Annotated in this window: 14 protein-coding genes; 7 read left to right on the forward strand and 7 right to left on the reverse strand. The window is 71.7% G+C overall.

The features are described from left to right. The first annotated feature begins 12 nt into the window (after window positions 1-12). Genes ACWD11_RS01485 through ACWD11_RS01495 form a run of 3 tightly spaced genes read left to right on the forward strand, consistent with a single transcriptional unit; the run spans window position 13 to window position 3,294 of the window. Window positions 13-1,176 carry a toxic anion resistance protein gene (locus tag ACWD11_RS01485; protein ID WP_389415199.1) on the forward strand — a complete coding sequence of 388 codons (1,164 nt, stop codon included), beginning with the start codon at window positions 13-15 and terminating at the stop codon, window positions 1,174-1,176. Continuing rightward, a complete protein-coding gene (locus ACWD11_RS01490; protein ID WP_451280612.1) occupies window positions 1,173-2,699 on the forward strand; it encodes a substrate-binding and vWA domain-containing protein in 1,527 nt (508 codons plus the stop codon). Before ACWD11_RS01485 ends, ACWD11_RS01490 begins: the two co-directional genes overlap by 4 nt. Then, window positions 2,686-3,294: a hypothetical protein gene (locus ACWD11_RS01495; protein ID WP_451280614.1), complete on the forward strand. Its 609-nt coding sequence runs from the start codon at window positions 2,686-2,688 to the stop codon at window positions 3,292-3,294. The genes ACWD11_RS01490 and ACWD11_RS01495 overlap by 14 nt, the downstream gene beginning before the upstream one ends. Here ACWD11_RS01495 and ACWD11_RS01500 read toward each other — a convergent pair. Together ACWD11_RS01500 and ACWD11_RS01505 are read right to left on the reverse strand one after the other, a co-directional pair. Beyond that, on the reverse strand, window positions 3,284-5,014 hold the full coding sequence (locus ACWD11_RS01500) for an Ig-like domain repeat protein (protein WP_451280616.1): 1,731 nt from the start codon (window positions 5,012-5,014) through the stop codon (window positions 3,284-3,286). The genes ACWD11_RS01495 and ACWD11_RS01500 overlap by 11 nt on opposite strands. Before the next feature lie 188 nt (window positions 5,015-5,202). Further along, a complete protein-coding gene (locus tag ACWD11_RS01505) occupies window positions 5,203-7,026 on the reverse strand; it encodes a phosphoenolpyruvate carboxykinase (GTP) (RefSeq protein ID WP_451280618.1) in 1,824 nt (607 codons plus the stop codon). A 212-nt stretch (window positions 7,027-7,238) separates the two neighbouring features. Between ACWD11_RS01505 and trhA the strand changes: the two genes are divergently transcribed. Genes trhA through ACWD11_RS01520 form a run of 3 tightly spaced genes read left to right on the forward strand, consistent with a single transcriptional unit; the run spans window position 7,239 to window position 9,388 of the window. Then, window positions 7,239-7,955, forward strand: a complete 717-nt coding sequence (gene trhA / locus ACWD11_RS01510) for a PAQR family membrane homeostasis protein TrhA (RefSeq protein ID WP_451280620.1) — start codon at window positions 7,239-7,241, stop codon at window positions 7,953-7,955. A 47-nt stretch (window positions 7,956-8,002) separates the two neighbouring features. Continuing rightward, window positions 8,003-8,629, forward strand: coding sequence for a TetR/AcrR family transcriptional regulator (locus ACWD11_RS01515; RefSeq protein WP_451280622.1), 627 nt, complete (start codon window positions 8,003-8,005; stop codon window positions 8,627-8,629). A 33-nt stretch (window positions 8,630-8,662) separates the two neighbouring features. Continuing rightward, window positions 8,663-9,388 (forward strand): Mut7-C RNAse domain-containing protein, encoded by a 726-nt coding sequence (locus tag ACWD11_RS01520; RefSeq protein ID WP_451280624.1) that lies wholly within the window; start codon window positions 8,663-8,665, stop codon window positions 9,386-9,388. 118 nt (window positions 9,389-9,506) lie between these two features. Here the strand turns inward: ACWD11_RS01520 and ACWD11_RS01525 are convergent, their stop codons facing one another. The 5 genes from ACWD11_RS01525 to ACWD11_RS01545 all read right to left on the reverse strand — a co-directional run bounded on the left by ACWD11_RS01525 (window position 9,507) and on the right by ACWD11_RS01545 (window position 18,221). Then, the gene (locus ACWD11_RS01525) at window positions 9,507-11,909 is read right to left on the reverse strand and encodes a galactose oxidase-like domain-containing protein (RefSeq protein WP_389415207.1); all 2,403 of its coding nucleotides are present in this window, start codon (window positions 11,907-11,909) and stop codon (window positions 9,507-9,509) included. Further along, a complete protein-coding gene (locus tag ACWD11_RS01530) occupies window positions 11,906-13,099 on the reverse strand; it encodes a glycosyltransferase (RefSeq protein WP_451280626.1) in 1,194 nt (397 codons plus the stop codon). Before ACWD11_RS01530 ends, ACWD11_RS01525 begins: the two co-directional genes overlap by 4 nt. Continuing rightward, a complete protein-coding gene (locus tag ACWD11_RS01535) occupies window positions 13,096-14,724 on the reverse strand; it encodes an ArnT family glycosyltransferase (protein ID WP_389415209.1) in 1,629 nt (542 codons plus the stop codon). Before ACWD11_RS01535 ends, ACWD11_RS01530 begins: the two co-directional genes overlap by 4 nt. Further along, window positions 14,721-15,989, reverse strand: a complete 1,269-nt coding sequence (locus ACWD11_RS01540; protein ID WP_389415210.1) for a glycosyltransferase — start codon at window positions 15,987-15,989, stop codon at window positions 14,721-14,723. Before ACWD11_RS01540 ends, ACWD11_RS01535 begins: the two co-directional genes overlap by 4 nt. Window positions 15,990-16,190: 201 nt before the next feature. Further along, window positions 16,191-18,221 carry a thioredoxin domain-containing protein gene (locus ACWD11_RS01545; RefSeq protein WP_451280629.1) on the reverse strand — a complete coding sequence of 677 codons (2,031 nt, stop codon included), beginning with the start codon at window positions 18,219-18,221 and terminating at the stop codon, window positions 16,191-16,193. Window positions 18,222-18,359: 138 nt separating this feature from the next. On the opposite strand from ACWD11_RS01545, the gene ACWD11_RS01550 reads away from it, so the two are divergent. Further along, window positions 18,360-21,563 (forward strand): tetratricopeptide repeat protein, encoded by a 3,204-nt coding sequence (locus ACWD11_RS01550; RefSeq protein ID WP_451280631.1) that lies wholly within the window; start codon window positions 18,360-18,362, stop codon window positions 21,561-21,563. The last annotated feature ends 62 nt before the right edge of the window (window positions 21,564-21,625 follow it).

The following is a 21,625-nucleotide window of genomic DNA, read 5'->3' on the forward strand; positions in this document are numbered from 1 at the left end:
GGGGAACCGCACATGACCGAGGAAACCTTCACGCTCACCCCGCCCGAGGCCGTCGCGCCGGTGCCGCGGGAGAAGGCCGGCGGGCTGGTCCCCGTCGACGAGGGCGTCCGCGCGGGCATCGCGCAGAAGGCCGCCGACTACGTACAGACGCTCGCATCCCTCGACGCCCGTTCCCCGGAGTTCGCCGGAAAGGTCGGGGAGATCACCGCTCTCGGCGCCGGTGAGATGCGCAGCGCCGCCGCGCAGTCCAACCGGATGCTGGAGCGGACCGTGCGCAGCCTGCCCGACAAGGGCGGGGACGCCCAGTCGCAGGTCGCGGGCTCGCTGGTGGAACTGCGCCGGGTGGTCGAGGACTTGGACCCGCGTGACCTGCCCGCCTCCAGGGGCCGCAAGTTCCTCTCCCGGCTGCCCGGCGGCAACCGGCTGCGCGACCATGTCGCCAAGTACGCCTCCGCACAGGGCACCCTCAACAAGATCGTGGGCTCGCTGCGCGGCGGCCAGGACGAACTGCGCCGGGACAACGCGGCGTTGCAGACCGAGCGGGTCCGCCTGTGGGAGACCATGGGCAAGCTCCAGGAGTACGTCGTCCTCACCGAGGCCCTCGGCACCGCCGTCGAGGAGCACATCGCCGGGGCCGCCGATCCCGGAGCGGCCGACTCGCTCCGCGCCGACGTCCTCTTCCCCGTCCGGCAGAAGCACCAGGACCTGCTCACCCAGCTCGCGGTGTGCGCGCAGGGCTACCTCGCCATGGACGTCGTACGGCGCAACAACGACGAGCTGATCAAGGGCGTCGACCGGGCCGCCACCACGACCGTGTCGGCGCTGCGCATCTCGGTGATGCTGGCGTCCGCGCTGGACAACCAGAAGAAGGTCGTCGAGCAGGTCAACGCGTTGCGCGGGACCACCGAGGACCTGGTGCGGGGCAACGCCGAGATGCTCGCCACGCAGAGCGGGGAGATCCAGCGCATCGCCGCCGACCCCGCGGTCGGCGCGGAGACCCTGCGGTCGGCGTTCCAGCAGATCTACCGGACCCTGGACGCCATCGACACGTACAAGGTCCGGGCGACCGAGGCGATGGCGACGACCGTGGAGAACCTGACCTCCGAACTCCAGCACGCCTCCGCCTACTTGGAGCGCAGCCGGAACCGGGGCGCGCTGGACGGGGGCCTCGGATGAGACGCCGCGCCGCCCTGCTCACCGTCGCCCTGCTCGCCACCGCCTGCACCGCGCAGGGGGACAAGGAGCCCGACTCCCCCGGGCCCGGCACCCTGCGCGTCCTCGCCTCCAGCGAACTCGCCGACATGACGCCGGTGCTCGACCGGGTCGAGCAGGACACCGGCATCAAGGTCGACGCCACCTACCTGGGCACCCTGGACGCCGTGGAGCTGCTCGCCAAGGGCGGCACGGACGGGAAGTTCGACGCCGTGTGGCTGTCGTCCAACGACTATCTGCGGCTGCGCCCCGAGGCGGCGAGGAAGGTCGTCTCGGAGACCCCGGTGATGAGCAGCCCGGTCGCCATCGGCGTCAGGCCGGACACCGTGCGCGAGCTGGGCTGGAAGCCGGAGCAGGTCACCTGGTCGCAGGTCGAGCGGGCGGTACGGGACGGGAAGCTGACGTACGGCATGACCGCCCCGGCACGCTCCAACTCCGGGTTCGCCACGCTCGTCTCGGTCGCCTCCGCCCTCTCCGGCGCCCAGTCGGCGCTCACGGACGCGGACGTCGACCGGGCCCGCCCGCGGCTGAAGGAGTTCTTCCGGGGCCAGCGGCTGACCTCGGGCTCCTCGGGCTGGCTGGCGGCCGCCTACCAGCGGCGCGGGGACGTGGACGCGATGCTCAACTACGAGTCCGTCCTCAAGGGCATCCCGGACCTGACCGTGATCCGCCCGAGCGACGGTGTCGTCACCGCCGACTACCCCCTGTCCACGCTCGCCGCCACGGACGCCGGGACCCGGGAGACCGTGCGCCGACTGGCCGAGGCCCTGCGCGGCCCGGACCTGCAGCAGGAGATCACCGACCTCACCCACCGCCGCCCGGTCGTCGCCTCCGTGACCCCGGGCGCGGGCCTGGACACCGGCCGCCGCCGCGAACTTCCCTTCCCCGGCAGCCGCTCCGTCGCCGACGGACTGCTCGACGCCTACGAGAACGAGCTGCGCCGCCCGTCCCGGACGGTGTACGTCCTCGACACCTCGGGCTCGATGCGCGGCGACCGCCTGACCCGCCTGAAGTCGGCGCTCACCGGGCTCACCGGCGACTTCCGCGAGCGGGAGGAGGTGACGCTGATGCCGTTCGGCTCGGACGTCAAGAGCGTGCGCACCCATGTCGTCGACCCCGCGGACCCGGCTTCCGGACTCGACGCCATCCGCGAGGACACCGCGGCGCTCACCGCAGAGGGCGACACCGCGATCTACACCTCGCTGGAGGAGGCGTACGGCCATCTCGGCGCCGGACGGGACACGTTCACGTCGATCGTGCTGATGACGGACGGCGAGAACACCGCGGGCGCCGAGGCGGCGGAGTTCGACGCCTTCTACGCCGGGCTCGACCGGGACCGGCGCGGCACGCCCGTCTTCCCCATCCTCTTCGGCGACTCCGACCGGGCCGAGCTGGAGCACATCGCCGACCTGACCGGCGGCCGTCTCTTCGACGCCCGGCAGGGCTCGCTGGACGGCGCCTTCGAGGAGATCCGTGGCTATCAGTAGATACCTCGAGTCCCGCAAGAACATCGCCGGCAGCGTCTGCGGGATCGCCGGGCTCGCACTGACCTTCGCCGGGGTGGCGGGCCCGTACTGGCCGGTCGTCGTCGCGGGACTGTACGGCGCGGGCGCGCTGATCGCCCCGCCGGAGCGGCCCGCCCTGCCGGCCTTCCCGGACCCGTCGGAGCAACTGCAGGAGCTGCGCCGCGACTTCGAGAAGCTGTGCGGGTATCTGGCGGAGGTCGAGCTGCCCCCGGCCACCGAGGGACGGCTGACCGAGCTGACGAACCTGCTCACCGCGCTGCTGACGCCGGGCTGGGCCGGACAGTTGCTCGCCGGGGACCCGGAGGGCCTGCACACCCTGGGGCGGGCCGTGCGGCAGGACCTTCCCGAGGCCGTCGACAGCTTCGTACGGGCGAGGTGGTGGACGCGGCTGACGCCGGGACAGGAGCCCCCGGAGCGGCATCTGGAGCGGCAGCTCGGTCTGCTGCGGCAGGAGGCGGAGAGCTTGGCGGCGGGCCTGCGGGACGCGGAGGCCCGCCGCCAGGAGACCCACACCCGGTACCTGGAGGGCCGGGGCGGGGAGGGGATCAGCGCGTGACGTGGACCGTCGCGGACGCCGTGGCGCCCAGGTGGAGGTCGTCGCCGGGCCAGCTGACCGTGTAGGTGACGTCGCGGCGGGCGCGCGGGATGTCGTTGATGGTGAAGGTGCCGTCCGCGCGAACCGTCACCGACGACAGGGTGCCGGTGCCGAGGCGGTCGGTGCGCTCGACCTTGAGCACCGGCCGGTCGGGCAGCGCCTTGCCCTGGGCGGTGAACGTGCCGGTGATCTCCACGCCCGAGCTGATCGAGGCCTCCGCCGGGGCGGTGAGCGCGATCGAGGCGGGCGCCTTGCCGACGGTGACCGTGGTGGTGGGGCCGTCCGCCGGGCGGTGGGTGAGGTCGCCGAGGAAGGAGACGCGGTAGGTGGCCTCACCGAGCAGACCGGGCTCGTCGAGGACGGTGTAGGAGCCGTCCTCCTTGACGGTGAAGGTGCCCAGGTCGTGGGTGCCGGCCGCGTCCGTACGGCTGGCGGTGACCTTGAAGGGCTGCCCGGGCGCCGGGCCGTCCCACTCCAGCTTGCCGCGCACGGCGAGCGGTTCGCCCGCGACCGCCTGGGCGGGGCTGTGGGTCAGCCCGCCGGTGAAGCGGACGTCGTACTGCACGGCCGGGGGCTGGATGATGTGCAGCCAGTACTGGCTGCCGGTGGCGTTGGTGGTGACGGCGAACAGCCGGGAGCCGTCGGCCGACCACTCCATGCCGCGCGGCACGACCCGGTCGCCGTCCTGGCTGCCCTCGAAGACGAACTCCAGCGGGGCCGTGGCGTCGCCGGGGTCCGCGGGCTGCACCAGCAGGTCGGGGGTGGCGCCGGTGGCCGAGGCGCCGCGCGCCAGGTACGCGCCGTCGCCGCTGAAGGCGACGGCGCTGGCGGTGGCTCCGGCCGGCAGGGCCTGGTAGCCGGTGGCCGCGTCGGACAGGTCACCGGTGTTGAGCAGCCGGGTGCCGGTCCTGGCGTCGGCGAGGGCGATCTTCGCCCCGTCCGGGGAGACGGCGATGTCCTTGAGGTCCAGGGCGCCCTGGCCGGTGTCGTCGGCGAAGCGGCGGGTGGCGTCGCGCACCGGGGTCTCGCCACTGCCGTCGAAGACGCTGAGGAACGGGTTCGGTGCCGAGGAGTTGAGCTGCTGGCCCATCACGAAGGTGTCGTTCGGGCCGCCCTCCAGCAGGAGTTTGCCGGTGTCGTTCCAACCGGTGTGCTGCCAGCCGCCGTTGACGATGGTGTCCATGGTGGAGGCCGCCGTGGCGCACTGGGTGAGGCTGTCGGCCCACTGCGAGGTGTAGTACGGGTTGCCTCCGGCGACCACGACCTCGCGTCCGCACTGGTCGCTGGGCACGCTGGGCGCGCTCTTGATGGCCAGGGTGGCGGTGTCGTAGGCGGATATCCGGTAGCGCTCTCCGACGTACAGCGTGCTCGCGTCGGCGCTGAGCGCCAGGCCGGAGACGTGGTAGGTGGTGTGGATGGTGGAGATGCGCTCGCCCTGGAAGGTGTAGACGGCGATCTGTCCGTAATGGGCGTGCGAGCCCACGTCCGCGTCGGTGAGGAAGATGCGCTCGTGGACGCTGTCGACGGCCAGCGACCCGTACGAGGTGAACGGCAGCTTGGCCACGGTGTCCGAGGCCGCCGCGTGCGCCGCGGGCGCCGCGGCGACGGTGAGTCCGGTCCCGGCGAGGACCGCGGCGAGGACGGTGGCCGCCAGGCGTCCGGAACGGCGTGCTGTATTCAACTGTGCCCCCCACAGGCTGTGTCGGGCCCCACCGGAAGCGGCGGGACCCGTGTGCCCCCATGTAACAGGGGTGAAGATCGTGTGTTCAAGGGGGCGCGGGGGAGGGCGTGTCGCCGCCCGCGGCCGGCCCGTGACGATCACTGGTCAGGGCTCCCATCGGAGGCCGGCCGCGGGGGTTCATGGGGGGACTACTTCAGGCGCTGCACCAGCGCGTGGTACTCGTCCCACAGCTCCTTCGGCGTGTGGTCGCCGAAGGTGTTGAGGTGGTCGGGGACCAGCGCGGCCTCCTCGCGCCAGACCTCCTTGTCGACCGTGAGCAGGAACTCCAGGTCGGAGTCGGCCAGTTCGAGGCCGTTGGTGTCGAGGGCGCCCTTCGTCGGCAGGATGCCGATCGGGGTCTCGACGCCCTCGGCCTTGCCCTCGAGCCGCTCCACGATCCACTTCAGGACCCGGGAGTTCTCGCCGAAGCCGGGCCAGACGAACTTGCCCTGGTCGTTCTTGCGGAACCAGTTGACGTAGTAGATCTTCGGGAGCTTCGCGGCGTCCTTGTCCTTGGCGACGTCGACCCAGTGGCCCATGTAGTCGCCCATGTTGTAGCCGCAGAACGGCAGCATGGCGAACGGGTCGCGGCGCAGCTCGCCGACCTTGCCCTCGGCGGCGGCGGTCTTCTCGGAGGCGACGTTCGCGCCGAGGAAGACGCCGTGGTTCCAGTCGAAGGACTCCGTGACCAGCGGTACGGCGGTGGCGCGCCGGCCGCCGAAGAGGATCGCGGAGATCGGCACGCCCTTGGGGTCCTCCCACTCGGGCGCGATGATCGGGCACTGCGCGGCCGGGACGGTGAAGCGGGCGTTGGGGTGGGCGGCCGGCGTCTGAGAGGAGGGCGTCCAGTCGTTGCCCTTCCAGTCGGTGAGGTGGGCCGGGGTCTCCTCCGTCATGCCCTCCCACCAGACGTCGTTGTCGTCGGTCAGCGCCACGTTGGTGAAGACGGAGTTGCCCCACAGCGTCTTCATCGCGTTGGCGTTGGTGTGCTCACCGGTGCCGGGCGCGACGCCGAAGAACCCGGCCTCGGGGTTGATCGCGTACAGGCGGCCGTCCTCGCCGAAGCGCATCCAGGCGATGTCGTCGCCGATCGTCTCGACGGTCCAGCCGGAGATGGTGGGCTCCAGCATGGCGAGGTTGGTCTTGCCGCAGGCGCTCGGGAAGGCGGCGGCGACGTACTTGGACTCGCCCTGCGGCGGGGTGAGCTTCAGGATCAGCATGTGCTCGGCGAGCCAGCCCTCGTCGCGGGCCATGACGGAGGCGATGCGCAGGGCGTAGCACTTCTTGCCGAGCAGGGCGTTGCCGCCGTAGCCGGAGCCGTAGGACCAGATCTCGCGGGACTCCGGGAAGTGGGAGATGTACTTGGTGGAGTTGCAGGGCCACGGCACGTCCGCCTCGCCCTCGGCCAGCGGCGCTCCGAGCGTGTGCACGGCACGCACGAAGAAGCCGTCGGAGCCGAGCTCGTCGAGGACGGGCTGCCCCATGCGCGTCATGGTGCGCATGGACACGGCGACGTAGGCGGAGTCGGTGATCTCGACGCCGATCGCGGAGAGGTCCGAGCCGAGGGGGCCCATGCAGAACGGGACGACGTACATCGTCCGGCCCTTCATCGAGCCGCGGAAGATCCCCTTCTGACCCGCGAAGATCTCCCGCATCTCGGCGGGGGCCTTCCAGTGGTTGGTGGGGCCCGCGTCCTCTTCCTTCTCGGAGCAGATGAAGGTGCGGTCCTCGACACGCGCCACGTCGGTGGGGTCGGAGGCCGCGTAGTAGGAGTTGGGGCGCTTGATCGGGTCGAGCCGCTTGAAGGTGCCCTTCGCCACGAGCTCCTCGCACAGGCGCTCGTACTCGGCCTCGGATCCGTCGCACCAGACCACGTTGTCCGGCTCGGTCAGTTCCGCGATCTCGTCGACCCACGAGATCAGTTCCTGATGGGTGGTGGGGACGCCGGGGGGAGCCGCGATGTCGCGCGCCACGATTGCTCCTAAATGAGGGATTTTTGGTTGGAGGCCCCGTGGGGGCTGCGACCCGGATGCTTGCCAGAGGGGTACCTGGCGCTCATCCGGTGCCGACCGCACTCATTTGATCATCCGACGCGAGTGCCCATATGTCCAGAGGGCGTCACAGGTGAGCGAGCGTGAGGCTGGCCACGTCCGCTTCCTACGGACCCGTAGGTACGATTCACCCTATGAATGCGTCCGTCCCCGACGCGCCCATGGACCCTCCGGCCGCCGACGGCAGCGGTCCAGTCGCGCTCTCCCTCCCCCACCCGGTCAAGCCCAAGCTCCGAGGCTGGCTGCACCTCGGCATGTTCCCGGCCGTGGTCATCGCCGGCCTGGTGCTGACCGCCCTCGCCGACTCCCCCAGAGGCCGCCTGGCCTGCGGGATCTACGCCTTCACGGCCTGTCTGCTGTTCGGCGTCAGCGCGCTGTACCACCGGGGTGACTGGAGTCCGCGCATGGACGGCATCCTGCGCCGGCTCGATCACTCCAACATCTTCCTGATCATCGCCGGCACCTACACCCCGCTGACCATGCTGCTCCTGCCGGACAGCAAGGGGCGGTGGCTGCTGTGGGGGATCTGGGCCGCCGCGCTCGCGGGCATCGCCTTCCGGGTCTTCTGGGTGGGCGCCCCGCGCTGGCTCTACACCCCCTGCTACATCGCGATGGGCTGGGCGGCCCTCTTCTTCCTGCCCGACTTCATGCGCTCGGGCGGCATCGCGGTCCTGGTCCTGGTGATCACCGGCGGCGTCCTGTACAGCGTGGGCGGCGTCATCTACGGCATCAAGCGGCCCAACCCCTCACCGCGCTGGTTCGGCTTCCACGAGGTCTTCCACTCCTTCACCCTGGCCGCCTTCGTCGTGCACTACGTCGGCATCTCCCTGGTGGCCTACCAGCACGCCTAGCCCCTGCCCGCGGGGACCCGTGACCCCGGTGCCCGACAATGGCCCGCATGACGGCCGCACGCACCACCTCCGCCGACCTCTCCCAGCTGGGACTCAGAGAGCGGAAGAAGATCAGGACCCGGACGGCGATCCGCACCGCGACGTACGCGCTCGTCCGGGAGCAGGGCTACGACGCCACCACCGTCGAGCAGATCGCCGAGCGCGCCGAGGTGTCGCCGTCCACCGTCTTCCGCTACTTCCCGGCCAAGGAGGACATCGTCCTCACCGACGAGTTCGCCCCGGTCCTGCTGGCGGAGATCCGCGAGCGGCCGGCGGACGAGCCGTGGCCGCGGACCCTGCGGCAGGTGATGACGAAGGCCGTCGCCCTCGCCCTGGAGGAGGACCCCGACATCCTCAGGCTGCGGGCGCGGCTGATGGCCCAGGTGCCGGCGGTGCGCTCCCGGCTGCTGGAGACCATGTCGCTCACCGGCAGGCTGCTCACCGAGGCCATCGCCGAGCGCACCGGCCAGGACCCGGGCGCTCTGGAGCTCCGCGTCCACACGATGTCCCTGATCGGCGGCCTGACGGAGATCACCCTGTACTGGGCCGAGCACGACTTCGCCGACGACCTCCCGGCGCTGGTGCACCGCGCCCTGGACGTCCTCGAACACGGTCTGCCCCCGGAAAAGCCCTGAGCCGGCTCCCCCGCGCCATGGCATCCTGACCGGGTGACCGCACCGGAGATCCGCTTCGAAGTCGCCCCCGAGCTGGCCCTGTTCGTCCCGCACGGCCGCCGGTCCGGCGCCACCGCCCTCGTCACCGACGGGGTCTCCTCCCTCGGCCATGTCGTGGAGTCCCTGGGCGTGCCGCTCACCGAGGTCGGGACGCTGGAGGTGGACGGCCGGGAGGTGCCGGTGTCCTACGTCGCCGCGGCGGGCGACTCCGTCCGGGTGAACGCGGTCGAGCGCCCCCAGCGGGTGCCGGGCGCTCCGCTGCGCTTCCTGCTCGACGTCCATCTGGGCACCCTCGCCCGGCGGCTGCGGCTGCTCGGCGTGGACACGGCGTACGAGTCGACGGACATCGGGGATCCGGCCCTCGCGGCGCGTTCGGCGGCGGAGCAGCGGGTCATGCTCAGCCGCGACCGGGGCCTGCTGCGCCGCCGCGAGCTGTGGGCGGGCGCCTACGTCTACAGCACCCGCCCCGAGGACCAGCTCCGGGACGTCCTGGAGCGGTTCCGCCCCGACCTGCACCCGTGGACCCGCTGCACCGCCTGCAACGGCCTGCTCAAGGAGGCCACGAAGGAGGAGGTCGCCGACCAGCTCCACGGCGGCACCCAGCGGTCCTACGACGTGTTCGCCCAGTGCCAGGAGTGCGGCCGGGCGTACTGGAAGGGCGCGCACCACGAGCAGCTGGTGGCCATCGTGGAACGCGCCCTCACGGAGTTCGCGGGTTAGCGTCGGCGCCTGGGGAGTTGTCGCGCATCGCCGTCCGGCGGCTGCGGCGCCGTCTTGGCTCGTCGCGCCCGCGCGGCGGAGCCGCATATCGACACGGCCCCGCGCCCCTGAGCGGTGCCTACCGCATCCTCAGATCCTTCTTGCCGCAGGCTGTTCCGTCCCCGTTGCGGTCCAGCCTCAGCGGGTCGTCCTTGCCGTTCACCTTCAGGCGGCCGTAGTCGTTCCGCTTCAGCCAGTCGCAGCGGGCCTTGGTCGTCGCCTTCACGCCCGGCGGGAAAGCGGTCGGGACGCAGACGTTCGCCGAGCCGTAGTGGCGGTCGCAGCCGGCGACGGTCGGGCTGACCTGCTGCGCGGACCTCTTCTTGCCGGGGCCGGTGACCTTGCCGGACAGGTCGTCGGCGAAGGAGTGGACGTGCGCCGAGGCGTCCGTCGTCTTCAGGGCCGCGGGTCCTTGCAGATGGACCCACTTGGCGACCGACGGGACACCGTTGGCGTCGACCGCGAAGAGCATGTACCAGCCGGGCGGGGCCAGGTTGGGGTTGCTCGTCACGTTCAGGTCGACGGTGTTGCCGTCCACCGAGAGCGGCAGGTCCACGAACCGCTGGTTCGGGTCCGACGAGTGCGTCACCGCCGCCGGACGGATCAGCTCCGCCTTGGCGATGGGCCGGTCCACGGTGATCCGCTGGGTGTCGCCGTAGTTCCACTCGGTGTCGATCACCGAAGTGATCGCCGGGCGCTCGCCCTTGAGGAGATAGGGCGGGGTGTAGATCGACACGTTGTGGTTCCAGGAGCCGTTGCCCGGGTTGTCACCGGTGGTCATCACCCGGCCGTCCGGGAGCAGGAACGCCGAGGCGTGGTAGCCCCGCGCCTCGGGGTCCGCGGCGACCGGGTCGAACGTCTCCGTCGCCGGATCGAAGATCGACGTCTCGTACACGGGGTTGGCCCGGTTGTGCAGGGCGCCGCCCGTCTCCAGCACCTTGCCGTCGGGCAGCAGGACGGCGGAGACGTACATCTTGCCCTGGCCGCCGGTCTGCGCCACGCGCCCGTTGCCGAGGTCGACCGTGCCCTGCGGGATCGGCGGCCCGGCCACGTAGGCCGGGTTCGGCTGCTTGAGGTCGATGATGTCGGTCAGCCGGTTGGCGGCCGGGTTGGACTCGATGTTGCCGCCGCCGAGGGTGAGGACCTTCTGGTCCTGCGCCGGAGGCAGCAGCACGCTCGCCGACTGGTCCCGCTCGTCCTTCCTCTGCAGCCCCGGCACCTGGGTGATTGTGTTCGCGCCGTAGTCGTAGACCGCGGAGCCGGTGCCCGGGATGTTGTTGCCGAAGACATGGCTGCCGGAGTAGAAGAGGCGGCCGTCCTGCATCAGGATCATCGACGGGTACAGACCCCAGTACGACCAGGTCTGGTTGACCTTCCACAGTTCGAGCCACTTCTGCTCGGCCTGCGAGAACACCTCCGCCGTCACCGACCCGGTCGAGTCCTCCTTCAGCCCGCCGAAGGAGATCACGTCGCCGTTGCCGAGGATGGTCGCCGACGGGTACCAGTGGCCGTCGTTCATGTCGTTGGTCCTGGTGTACGTCTCGGTCACGGGGTCGAAGATGTACGAGTCCTTGTACCCCTGGTAGCCGATCGTGCCGTCCGCCGACGGATAGCCCTTGTTGCCGCTCATCACCAGCACCCGCCCGTCCTGGAGCTGGACGTGGCCGGCGCAGAACATGTCCTTCGGGGTGGGGATGATCTTGTAGGTGCCGTTGGCCGGGTCGTACACCGCGGAGGTGAAGGTGCCCGCCTCGAACATCTCCTCGCTGTTGCCGGAGCCCGCGATCAGCAGCACCTTGCCGTTGTGCAGCACGACGGAGTGCATCGAGCGCACCGGGTTCTGCACGGGCAGCACGTCCCAGCGGCCGTTCGCGCACTCCTGGGCGGTGCCCGTGCACTCCGGCGGCGGCGTGACGTCGGGGACCTGGTCCATCGTGTAGTCGTCGGTGGTCGCCGAGCCGGTGCCGTAGACCGAGACGCCCCAGCTGATCCGGTCGGTGCCGGGCGGGACCTCGGGGGTGCGGACGGTGGCCTCGGTCCAGCTCCCGGCCAGGTCCAGCGTCTTGAGGTCGGTCCAGTACTGCCAGCCGGCGGTGGTGTCGTGCCGGAAGAGGGTGAGGTTGGCGTCCGGGGTGGTCGTCTTGTACCAGAGGCCGAGGTCGTACTGCTTGCCCGGCGTCACCGCGGGCGCGCAGTTCGCGGACTCGGTGATCAGCGCCTTGCGGTCGCCCTCGGTCCGGCGGGTCAGCGTCACCTTCATGGCCTTGGAGCCGGAGTGGGCGTCGGCGACGGTCTCGTAGGAGAAGTCGTTGTCGCCCCAGCCGGACTTGGACCAGCAGAACGGCATGTCGCCGGTGCCGGCGGTCTCGAAGCCCGGATTCTTGATCAGGTTGGCGGCGGCGGCGGGATGGGGTGTGGTCAGCAGCAGCCCGGCGGTGAGGGTGCCCACCGCGAACAGGGCGGTTCTCCGTCGGTGTCTCATGCGGTGCTCCTTGCTGTGCGGCTCCCGTGCGGCTCCCCGCCGGCGTTCCTGCGGGGCAGGTAGACCAGCGCCTCGGTGGCGGCGAAGCGCAGGACGAAGGTGGTGACCAGGGCGAGCGCGGTCGCCGACAGGGCGCCCATCCCGAACTCGGCCACGAACAGCGCGATCAGCGGGATGCGCAGCACCAGATCGGCGTTGGCGAGCAGCGCGAACCGGCCGGTGCGGTCCCACCAGCGCCGGTGCCGCCGTCGGTCACGGAACAGCAGGTGTTCGATGAGCAGGAAGTTCCAGGCCACGCCGAACTGGTTGGCGACGATCTCGGCGGGCAGGTAGTGCATGCCGAAGCCGGTGAGGACCCACAGGGCGAGCAGGTTCGGCACAAACCCGGAGGCGCCGATCAGGCCGAAGCCGACCATGCGGGCGGCCGGGGACGCGGTGCGCAGTCCGGTCAGGTGACGCAGGAAGCGCAGCCCCTCCTGGGCACTCGACTTGGACTCGCCCGCGAACCGGTCCTGGAAGACGAACGGCACCTCGGCGACCTGGCGCGGGCGGCTGCGCACGGCGAGTTCGAGGAGGATCTTGTAGCCGAGCGGTTTGAGGACCTCGGCGGTCACGGCCTGGCGGCGGATCGCGAAGAACCCGCTCATCGGGTCGCTGATGCCGTGCAGCCGGCGCGGGAACAGCGACTTGGTGAGCCAGGTGGCGCCGCGGGAGACGGCGACCCGGTAGCTCCCGGCGAGCCCGGCCCTGCTGCCGCCCTTGATGTACCGCGAGGCGACGACGAGTGCGGCGCCGGTCCGCTCACCGGTGGCCACCAGCTCCGGGACCAGCGAGGGCGGATGCTGGCAGTCGCCGTCCATCACGACGATCCAGTCCGAGGTGGCCGCCTTGAGCCCCTCCACGACGGCGCCGCCGAGCCCGCCGACGGGGTCGTCCCGGTGGATCACGGCCACCGGGAAGGGGCAGTCCTGCGCCGCCTCCGTGATCACCTCGGGGGTGTCGTCGGTGGAGTCGTCCACGAAGACGACCTCGCAGGGCAGCCGGGCGGGCACCGACTCGGTGATCAGGCGCAGCAGCCGGCGGATGTTCGCGGACTCGTTGAAGGTCGGGACGACGATGGTGACGGCGCCGGGCTCGGGGACCTCGGCCGCCTGAAGATCCGGGATCGGGGTGGTGTATTCCTGGCTCATCGGACGCCGCCTCCCGCGGTCTGGATCTGCCGGATCTCGATGCGGTCCGCGCCCTTGCCGAAGACGGCGACGGGCCTGGAGTGCTCCATGGCCGCCTTCACGTTCGGCAGGTCGGCCGCGTCGCGCCGTACGGTCGGGGAGGCGACGACGTAGTCGATGTCGCGCCAGCCGCGGGGCATGGTCTCGGTGACGGCGGGGTCGAGGTCGGCCTTGTAGAACCAGATGACGCCGTCGCCGGGCCGGTACCCGGCGTGCACCAGGTCCAGCCAGAGCGCGTCGTCGACCAGGACGCGGGTGTCCTTGGGGTTCTCCACCTCGGTGCTGAGCCACTGGGAGGCGGCCCGGTAGGGGGCGTTGGCGTCGGCGGTGACGGCGGTGCGGCCGCCCTCGTACCAGCGCGGGACGACATAGGCACCGGCGCCGATCGCCAGGACGGCCACCAGGGTGTACCGGCCCGCCGGGTGCAGCCGTCCCTTGCGCAGGACGGCGTGGGCGACCGACGCGGTGCCGCCGGCGAGGACGAGGGCGAGGAACGGCAGCGCCTGGATGATGTACATCGCGGGCAGATAGCCGCTCGGGCGCATCGCGACCAGGGCGAGGATCGCCACGGCGGCACAGGGGCCGGCGAGCGCGCGGGCGGTGACCGACCAGCGCCAGGTGGCGAGCAGCAGCAGGGCGCCCGCGAGACCGCCGAGGGGCAGGACCCGGTCGTAGTAGAGCCACGACTGCAGGACGCCGTACGAACCGGAGCCCTGGTCGAGGATGAAGCCGGAACCGGGCCTGGTCATCTGGTACTTGACGCCGTCCCACAGCGACACGTGCCCGGCGCCGGGGAACAACTCCCCCTTGAGCAGAGCGAACAGGGGGTACGACAGACCGATCAGGACGCAGGCGGTGATCGCGCCGGTCACCGCGAACTTGCGGGTGTCGCGGTGGCTGTGCCGCCACATGGTGACGAGGATCGCCGGGAGGACGAACAGCATCGTCTCCTTGGTCAGCACCGCGGTGGCGGCGGCGATGCCCGCGCCGAAGTGGTGCCAGAGGTGCCGGCTCGGCGAGGCGGCGAGGGTGAACGCCAGCAGCGTCCACATCACGGCGAGGTTGTCCAGGAAGATCTCGCGCTGGAGGATCACCGAGAGCGGCGAGAGCCCGAACAGGACCATGCCGAGCCCGGCGGCCCAGCGCGGCAGCGACAGCCGCCGCCCGAGCACGTACACCAGGACCGCGCTGATCCCGCTGACGACCAGCATGACCGCGCGCATCGAGCCGACGGTCATCGAGTCGGGGCTGATCAGCGAGGGTATCCAGGTCAGCGCGGCGATCTGGATCCAGCCGAACGGCGGGTGGTCGTACCAGTAGGTGTAGTGGGCGAGCCCCTTGCCCTCCTGGACCGCCCAGGCCTGGGCGAGGTAGGTGCCCTCGTCGTCGCTGAGCGTGGGGTAGTCGGCGATGTTCCAGCCCTGCACGACGAGGATCGCCGCGAGCAGCACGGCACACAGGACGAGGTCGGGTCGAGAGGTACGCAGCTTCTTCGGCGGGGTCGTTCGACCGGTCGAACGGAACTCCGGCGCAGGCTGCCGCTGCGCGGGGACCTCGGTGGTCACCGCGGGAAGGGTGGAGGTCACGCAGGAACGTCCTCTCGGATCACTTCGGCCGGGTGGAGATGTGCGCCGACATGGGACGTCAACTCCCAGTCGTTACGGCCGCGTTGCTCGCGCCAGACGGCACGGATCGCGGCTCCGGCGAGCAGCACCTGGTAGAAGGGACCGCCGACGATGAGCTTCAGGTAGTGCACGAACCGGACGCGCAGCCCGTACTGCTTGCCGAAGTCGTGCAGTCCGACGACCTCGAAGACGAAGGTGACGAGCGCGGTGACGGCCGGCAGGAAGGTGATGAAGGCGATGGCCACCGGCACGTCGAGGAAGAGGGCGATGGCCACGTTGAGCGGGATGATCACGCCGGTGAAGGCCTGGAGGAACGGCGTGGTGAGGGTGTAGCGGGCCAGCAACCGCTGCCCGAAGGTGGGCAGTTGCTTCCAGTCCTTCTTCCGGTAGACCTGGAGGAAGCCCTGGTTCCAGCGGGTGCGCTGCTTGAGCAGCGACATCAGGCTGCCGGGCGTCTCCTCCTTGGTCACCATGTCGGAGTCGTAGGCGACGACGACCTTCTTGCCGATGCTGGACAGCCGCACCCCGAGGTCGCAGTCCTCGGCGAGGCAGTCGGGGTCCCAGCCGTCGGCCGCCCTGAGCACGTCCGTGCGGACGAACACGGTGTTGCCGCCGAGCGGGATGAACCCCTTCTGCGCGTGCAGGTGCAGCCGGGAGCGGAACCAGAAGAAGTACTCCAGGCAGTTGCGCAGGCTGTACCAGCTGGAGTGGAAGTTGATCAGCTGGACCCCGCCCTGGACGACGTCGGCGCCGGTGGAGCGGAAGGCGTGGTCGACGTGGGCGAGCAGCTCCGGATGGACCTGGTCCTCGGCGTCGAAGACCCCGACGACATCGCCGCGGCAGTACGGCAGCGCCGTGTTCATGGCCTTCGGCTTGTTCTTCTTCTCGTGGGTGTCGACGACCACCCGGACCCGCGGGTCGCGTGCGGCGGCCCGCTCGGCGACCTGTGTGGTCTCCGGGTCGTCGTGGCCGACGATGACGATGATCTCGAAGTCGGTGTGGCTCGACTCCAGCAGCCGCTGGATGGTGTGGTCGAGCACGGCCTGTTCGTGGCGGGCCGGCAGCAGCAGCGAGAACGACAGATGCTCGCCGCCGTCCGGTCTGCTGAACCGGGTGGAGGCGAGCACCTCGGGCGTACGCCAGGCGTGCATCTGCCACCACAGGGTGAACGCCGCCATCCAGAACAGGGCCAGTGAAACGACAGCGATGAAGACAGACGTGAGCAACAGATCCCCCCAGATCCCCAAACCCCCTGTCGCGACGGCCAGTCACAGCCGTCGCGCCACTGTGCAGAGATTAGGGGGGAACCGTGAAGCGCGGGAGCTGTTCCGATAAATAGCGTGTTTCGGAACGGGGCGGCGAAGAGCGGGATCTAACCGAACACACGCCCCATTTGGACAGTGCGGGACCCTCCCCGACCGCTGTTCTCAGCCGTTCAGCGCCTCACGCAGCCGCTCCGGGTCGGTCGTCGGGGCGTCACAGGTGAAATTACGGCAGACGTACGCCGCCGGTTCACCGCCGACCAGCGGCCGCCCCGCGAGCAACGGCAGCTCGTCGCTCTCCGGAGCGCCCACGGCGACCACCGCACCGGGCGCGGTGCCCAGCAGGGCCGTGCGGTGCAGGGTCCGGGTCGCCGGGTCGTCGAGCGAGGGGCCCACGACCGCGATCTCGCGCGGCCCGTCCAGCCGGGCCTCGGCGGCGGCGAGCCCCCAGCCGATGAACCGTGGCACCCGCGGCCCGAGCGCCTTCACCACGCCCAGCGCCCGTTCCGCGGCGCTGCGATGCGGCTCGGAACCGGTCTGGGCGGCATAGCTCAGCAGGGCGTTCGCGGCAGCCGTCCAGCCGGAGGGGGCGGCGTTGTCGGTCGGGTCCTGCGGGCGGCGGATCAGCCGCTCGGCGTCCACGGCCGTGTCGTACAGGGCACCCGACTCCGCGTCGACGAACCGGGTGAGGACATGGTCGAGCAGGAACCCGGCGAACTCCAGCCACACCCCCTCCCCGGTGACGGACGCGAGCGCGAGGAACCCCTCGGCCACGTCGGCGTAGTCCTCCAGCACCCCCGCGTTCGCCCCGACCTGCCCGTCCTTGCTGGTACGGGCGAGCTGCGCGTGCTCGTCCAGATGCAGGCGTACGAGGAGATCGGCGGCGCACACCGCGGCCTCGACGAGGTCGGGGCGGTCGAAGTAGGCGCCGGTCTCGGCCAGCGCGGCGATGGCGAGCCCGTTCCAGGCGGCGACGACCTTGTCGTCCCGGCCGGGGGCGGGCCGCCCGGCGCGCGCGGCGAGCAGGCGCGCGCGGACCCCGGCGACCTTCTCGGCGTCGAACACGCCCTCCTGCTGCGGGAGTTGCAGCACGGAGGAGCCCTCCTCGAAGGTGCCCTCCTCGGTGACGCCGAAGTACTGGGCGGCGAGTTCCGCGTCCTCGCCCAGCACCTCGCGCAGCTGCTGCGGGGTCCAGACGTAGTAGGCGCCCTCGACGTGCTTGCCGGTGCCGTCGTCGCTGTCGGCGTCGAGCGCGGAGGCGAACCCGCCCTCGGCGGTGCGCAGTTCGCCGACCATGAAGTCGGCGGTCTCCAGCGCCACCCGCCGGGCGAGCCCGGAGCCGGTGGACCGCCACAGGTGGGCGTAGACCCGGCACAGCAGGGCGTTGTCGTACAGCATCTTCTCGAAGTGCGGCACGGTCCACTCCCGGTCCACGGAGTACCGGGAGAAGCCGCCGCCGAGCTGGTCGTAGATGCCGCCCCGGGCCATCCGCTCGCAGGTGTCGGCGGCCATCTGCAGGGCGCCCTCGGAGCCGGTGCGGGCGTGGTGGCGCAACAGGAACTCCACGACCATGGACGGCGGGAACTTCGGCGCTCCCCCGAACCCGCCGCGCACCTGGTCGTACTCCCGGGTGAGCCCGAGCAGCGCCCCCGCAAGCTCCTCCTCGCCGGGCGCCAGGGAGTCGCCGTAGGAGATCTCCCGTCCGGCCAGATCGCGCACGATCTTCCCGGCGACCTCGGTGACCTCGTCCCGCCGTCCGGTCCAGGCCTGCTGGACGCCCTCCAGGACCTGCCGGAAGGAGGGCATGCCGTGGCGGGGGGCGGGCGGGAAGTAGGTGCCGAAGTAGAAGGGCTCGGCGTCGGGCGTGAGGAAGACGGTCATGGGCCAGCCGCCCTGCCCGGTGGCGGCCTGCACGGCCTCCATGTAGACGGCGTCCACGTCGGGGCGTTCCTCGCGGTCGACCTTGACGTTGACGAAGTGCTCGTTCAGGTACGCGGCCGTCGCCTCGTCCTCGAAGGACTCGTGCGCCATGACATGGCACCAGTGACAGCTGGAGTATCCGACGCTGAGCAGCACCGGTTTGCCGCTCCGGCGCGCCTCCTCGAACGCCTGGTCCGACCAGGGCCACCAGTCGACGGGGTTGTCGGCGTGCTGGAGCAGGTAGGGGGACGTCTCATGGGCCAGTCGGTTCGGCATGGGATCCATCCTGCCGCAGTACCCCGGCGAGCGCCGGACAGCACACCCCACAAGCCCGATCTTGCCGCCCCCTCCCCAGGGCGTCCCGTCCGCAGCACACTTGACCAAGGAAGCGTTGCCGCCGGAGGGGGACCTGACATGCGGGACAGCCATCGGACGGAGGCCGAGCGGCTGTTGGCTCGGGCTGTGGAGGAGGAGGTGCGGCGCTCGGGCGGACGCACCGACGGGGCGGTGCTGCTGTCCCGGGCGCGGGGCGCGCTGGACGCCATGGCCCAGTCGGCGGCCGAGGAGTACGAGGCGTACTGCCGCGCGCTGGACGAGGCGGAGGCCGGCCGGCTCACCTTCGGCCAGCGCTACGCCCGCGAGGGCGGCGGCACTCCGCTGCTGGTGGCGGGCGTGGCGGGGATCGCCGCCGTCCTCGCCGACCTGGCGCTCGGCACCGGTGCCGGGACCGCGGTGGGCGCGGGCGTGACCGTGGGGGTGGTGGGCGCCGCGACGACGGTGGTGAAGGTGGCCGGGGTGCATCTGCCGGCCGCGCACCACCGGGCGGGGGCGGCCGGGCAGCCCGGCGGGGTCGAGCAGCTGCGGCTGCAGTGGCTGACCGCGCTGGAGGTACGCGGGATCCGGCCCTTCCTCGACCAGCAGCGGATGCTGAGCGCGTCGACGGGGCCCAAGCAGCAGGGCCCGCGGTTGCGCGGCACCGACAAGAGCGCGGCGGCCCGGGGGCGGAAGGTGCTGGAGCAGTCCTTCGGACAACTCCCCGAGCCGGAGGAGCCGTTCGCGGGGCGGCGCCCGGAGCTGGGGCGGATCCGGCAGTGGGTGCAGGCGGCCCGGGCGAGCACGGAGACCCGTCCGACGGTGGTCGTGCTGCACGGGACGCCCGGCAGCGGCCGTACGACCCTGGCGGTGCGGGCGGCGCACGATCTGCGGGACCAGTTCCGCGGGGCGTGCGTGGTCGATCTGCGCGGCGGCACGGCGGAGGAGCCGCCGCTGTCCACCCGGGACGCCCTGCTGCATCTGCTGAACCGGCTGGGCGCGCCGCGCGAGCAGCTGCTGTTCCGTGAGCGCTCCTCCCCCGACCAGCAGGTCAAGCGGCTGAGCGAGCTGTACCACCAGCATCTGACCGGGCTGCCGGTCACGGTGGTCCTGGACGACGCCTCGGACCCGGAGCAGGTGCGCACCCTGCTGCCCGAGCGCTCCGACAGCCTGGTCCTGGTGACGGCCCGCGAAGCCCTCGACCTGCCCGGTGACCTGCCGGCGTGGGTGCATCACCTGCGGGTGGAGCCGTTGGCGGCGGCGGGCGCGGAGGAGCTGCTGACGGCGGTGGCACAGGACGCCACGGGCCCCTACGACGCCGAATCCACCGACCGGATCCGTGAGTTGTGCGGCGGTCTGCCGCTGGCGCTGCGCATCGCGGGCTCCTCGCTGGGCCCGCGGTCACCCCGCCGGCTCGCCACCGACCTGGCCGCGTACGGGCCGGTGGATCCGGTCGAGAGAGTGCTGTGGCTGCGCTACAGCGACCAGTCGGAACCGGCCCGCCGTCTGCTGCGCCGGCTGGCGCTGGCCGGACGGGCCTCGCTGGGCACGGCGGCGGCCGCCGCGCTGCTGGCGACGGACGAGCCGGAGGCGGCCCGCCAGCTGACCGCCCTGTCCGGGGCGGGCCTGCTCGACCACGTCCGCGGCAACCGCTACCGCCTGCACGACCTGGTCCGCGCCTTCGCCCACGCCCGCCTCCTGGACGAGGAGGAACCGGCGGAGCGCGCCGCCGCGCAGGAGCGGCTGATCGTCAACTACGCCGACCTCGCCGACTCGGTGCTGCGCCTGGTCGACGGCAACGTGTCCACCCGTTCCGACCGGTTCAGCCCGCACGGTTTCACCTCCCTGGACGAGGCCCTGCGCTGGCTGGACGACGAGTCCAGCTTCATCACCTCGGCGCTGCGGCACGCGGACGGCGTCAACCAGGCGGCGGTCCTGGAACTGCTCGGCGCCCTGTGCGACTACTGCCTGCTGCGCGGCGACCTGTACCGCCTGGGCGAGATCAGCGACCTGGCGCAGGCGGTGGACCAGGGCCTGCTGCTGCGCTCGGTGCAGTGGCGTACCGGCATCGCCGCACGCCAGCTCGGTGAACTGGACCGGGCGAGGACGACGCTGGCGTCGGTGGTGGACCTGTACATGGAGGCCCACCACGACGCGGGCGCGGCCCGGGCCCTGTGCTCGCTGGGCATCACGCTGCACCACCAGGGACAGCTGACGGAGGCGGCGAAGAAGCTGCGCGAGGCGCTGGATCTGCAGGATCCGCCCCAGCTGGCCACGGACCGGGCCTGGACGATGCACGCGCTGGCGGCGGTGCAGCGGGACCGGGCCCATCTGTCGGAGGCGCTGGACCTGCTGAACCGCTCGCTGGAGCTGCACCGGGCGGGAGAGTCGGTGCACGGCGAGGCGTGGGCGCACTTCCAGCTGGGCCAGCTGGGCCTGCGGATGGGGGACGTCCCGCGGGCGGAGCGGGAACTGCGCACCGCGCTCGACCTGTACGGCCGTACCCGCGACGTACGGGGCGAGGCGTGGGCGCTGACCCAGCTGGCCCGGGCTCGGCTGGTGGCCGGTGATCATTCCGCGGCGGTGGACGGCCTGCGCCAGGCGGCGTCCCGGCACCGCGACAACGAGGACGCGCGCGGTGAGGCGTGGACGGTCTACTACCTGGGCCAGGCGCTGGAGGAGACCGGCACCCTGGACCAGGCGGTCCGCGAACTGGAGCGCTCCCGCACGATGTTCTCCCGGATGCGGGACGTGTACGGCCTGGCGTGCGCCCGCCACCACTCGGCGCGGGCGACGCGCGATCTGCGGGCGGCGCAGACCGGTTCCCTGCGCAACTCCGGCTTCGCGCGCCAGCTGCTGGTCGACGCGCGGGCCGACTTCCAGCGCATCGGCGTCGCGCACGGCGAGGCGTGGACCTGTCTGGAGCTGGCGGTGGTGGACGCCGGCAACTCCCGTACCCAGCAGGCACTGTCGCTGTGCGACGAGGCGGTGGGCCTGTTCACCTCCTACGGCGACCGCCGGGGCGAGGACTGGGCCCGCTTCCTGCGCTGCACCCTGCTGCCGTATGCGGCGCCCGGCGGGGTGGAGGTCGGCACGGCGGTGGCCCAGGAGGAGCTGGCGCAGCTGGCCCGGAGCGGTCATCCGGTGCGGGACGAGAAGCTGGAGGAGTACGTCGGCGCGTATCAGCTGCTGCTGGAGCGGGGCGTGAACCTGGAGGCGGGCTGGCAGGCCTGGCGGCTGGGCATGGTGCCGAGCCGGCACGCCCGGGAGGTCATGGGGGTGGCGGTGGTGACCGCGGGGCGGTGATCCGACGGTTTCGCCGGCGGGCGGGGGCGGGGCTGGGAACGTGGTCGGGTTGCCGGGTACGG

It is taken from the genome of Streptomyces sp. NPDC002776 (assembly GCF_053592195.1).

Coding starts and splice junctions, on each gene's coding strand:
- ACWD11_RS01485 (WP_389415199.1), top strand. CDS start 13: ATGACCGAGGAAACCTTCACGCTCACCCCGCCCGAGGCCGTCGCGCCG.
- ACWD11_RS01490 (WP_451280612.1), top strand. CDS start 1,173: ATGAGACGCCGCGCCGCCCTGCTCACCGTCGCCCTGCTCGCCACCGCC.
- trhA (WP_451280620.1), top strand. CDS start 7,239: ATGAATGCGTCCGTCCCCGACGCGCCCATGGACCCTCCGGCCGCCGAC.
- ACWD11_RS01515 (WP_451280622.1), top strand. CDS start 8,003: ATGACGGCCGCACGCACCACCTCCGCCGACCTCTCCCAGCTGGGACTC.
- ACWD11_RS01525 (WP_389415207.1), bottom strand. CDS start 11,909: ATGAGACACCGACGGAGAACCGCCCTGTTCGCGGTGGGCACCCTCACC.
- ACWD11_RS01530 (WP_451280626.1), bottom strand. CDS start 13,099: ATGAGCCAGGAATACACCACCCCGATCCCGGATCTTCAGGCGGCCGAG.
- ACWD11_RS01545 (WP_451280629.1), bottom strand. CDS start 18,221: ATGCCGAACCGACTGGCCCATGAGACGTCCCCCTACCTGCTCCAGCAC.
- ACWD11_RS01550 (WP_451280631.1), top strand. CDS start 18,360: ATGCGGGACAGCCATCGGACGGAGGCCGAGCGGCTGTTGGCTCGGGCT.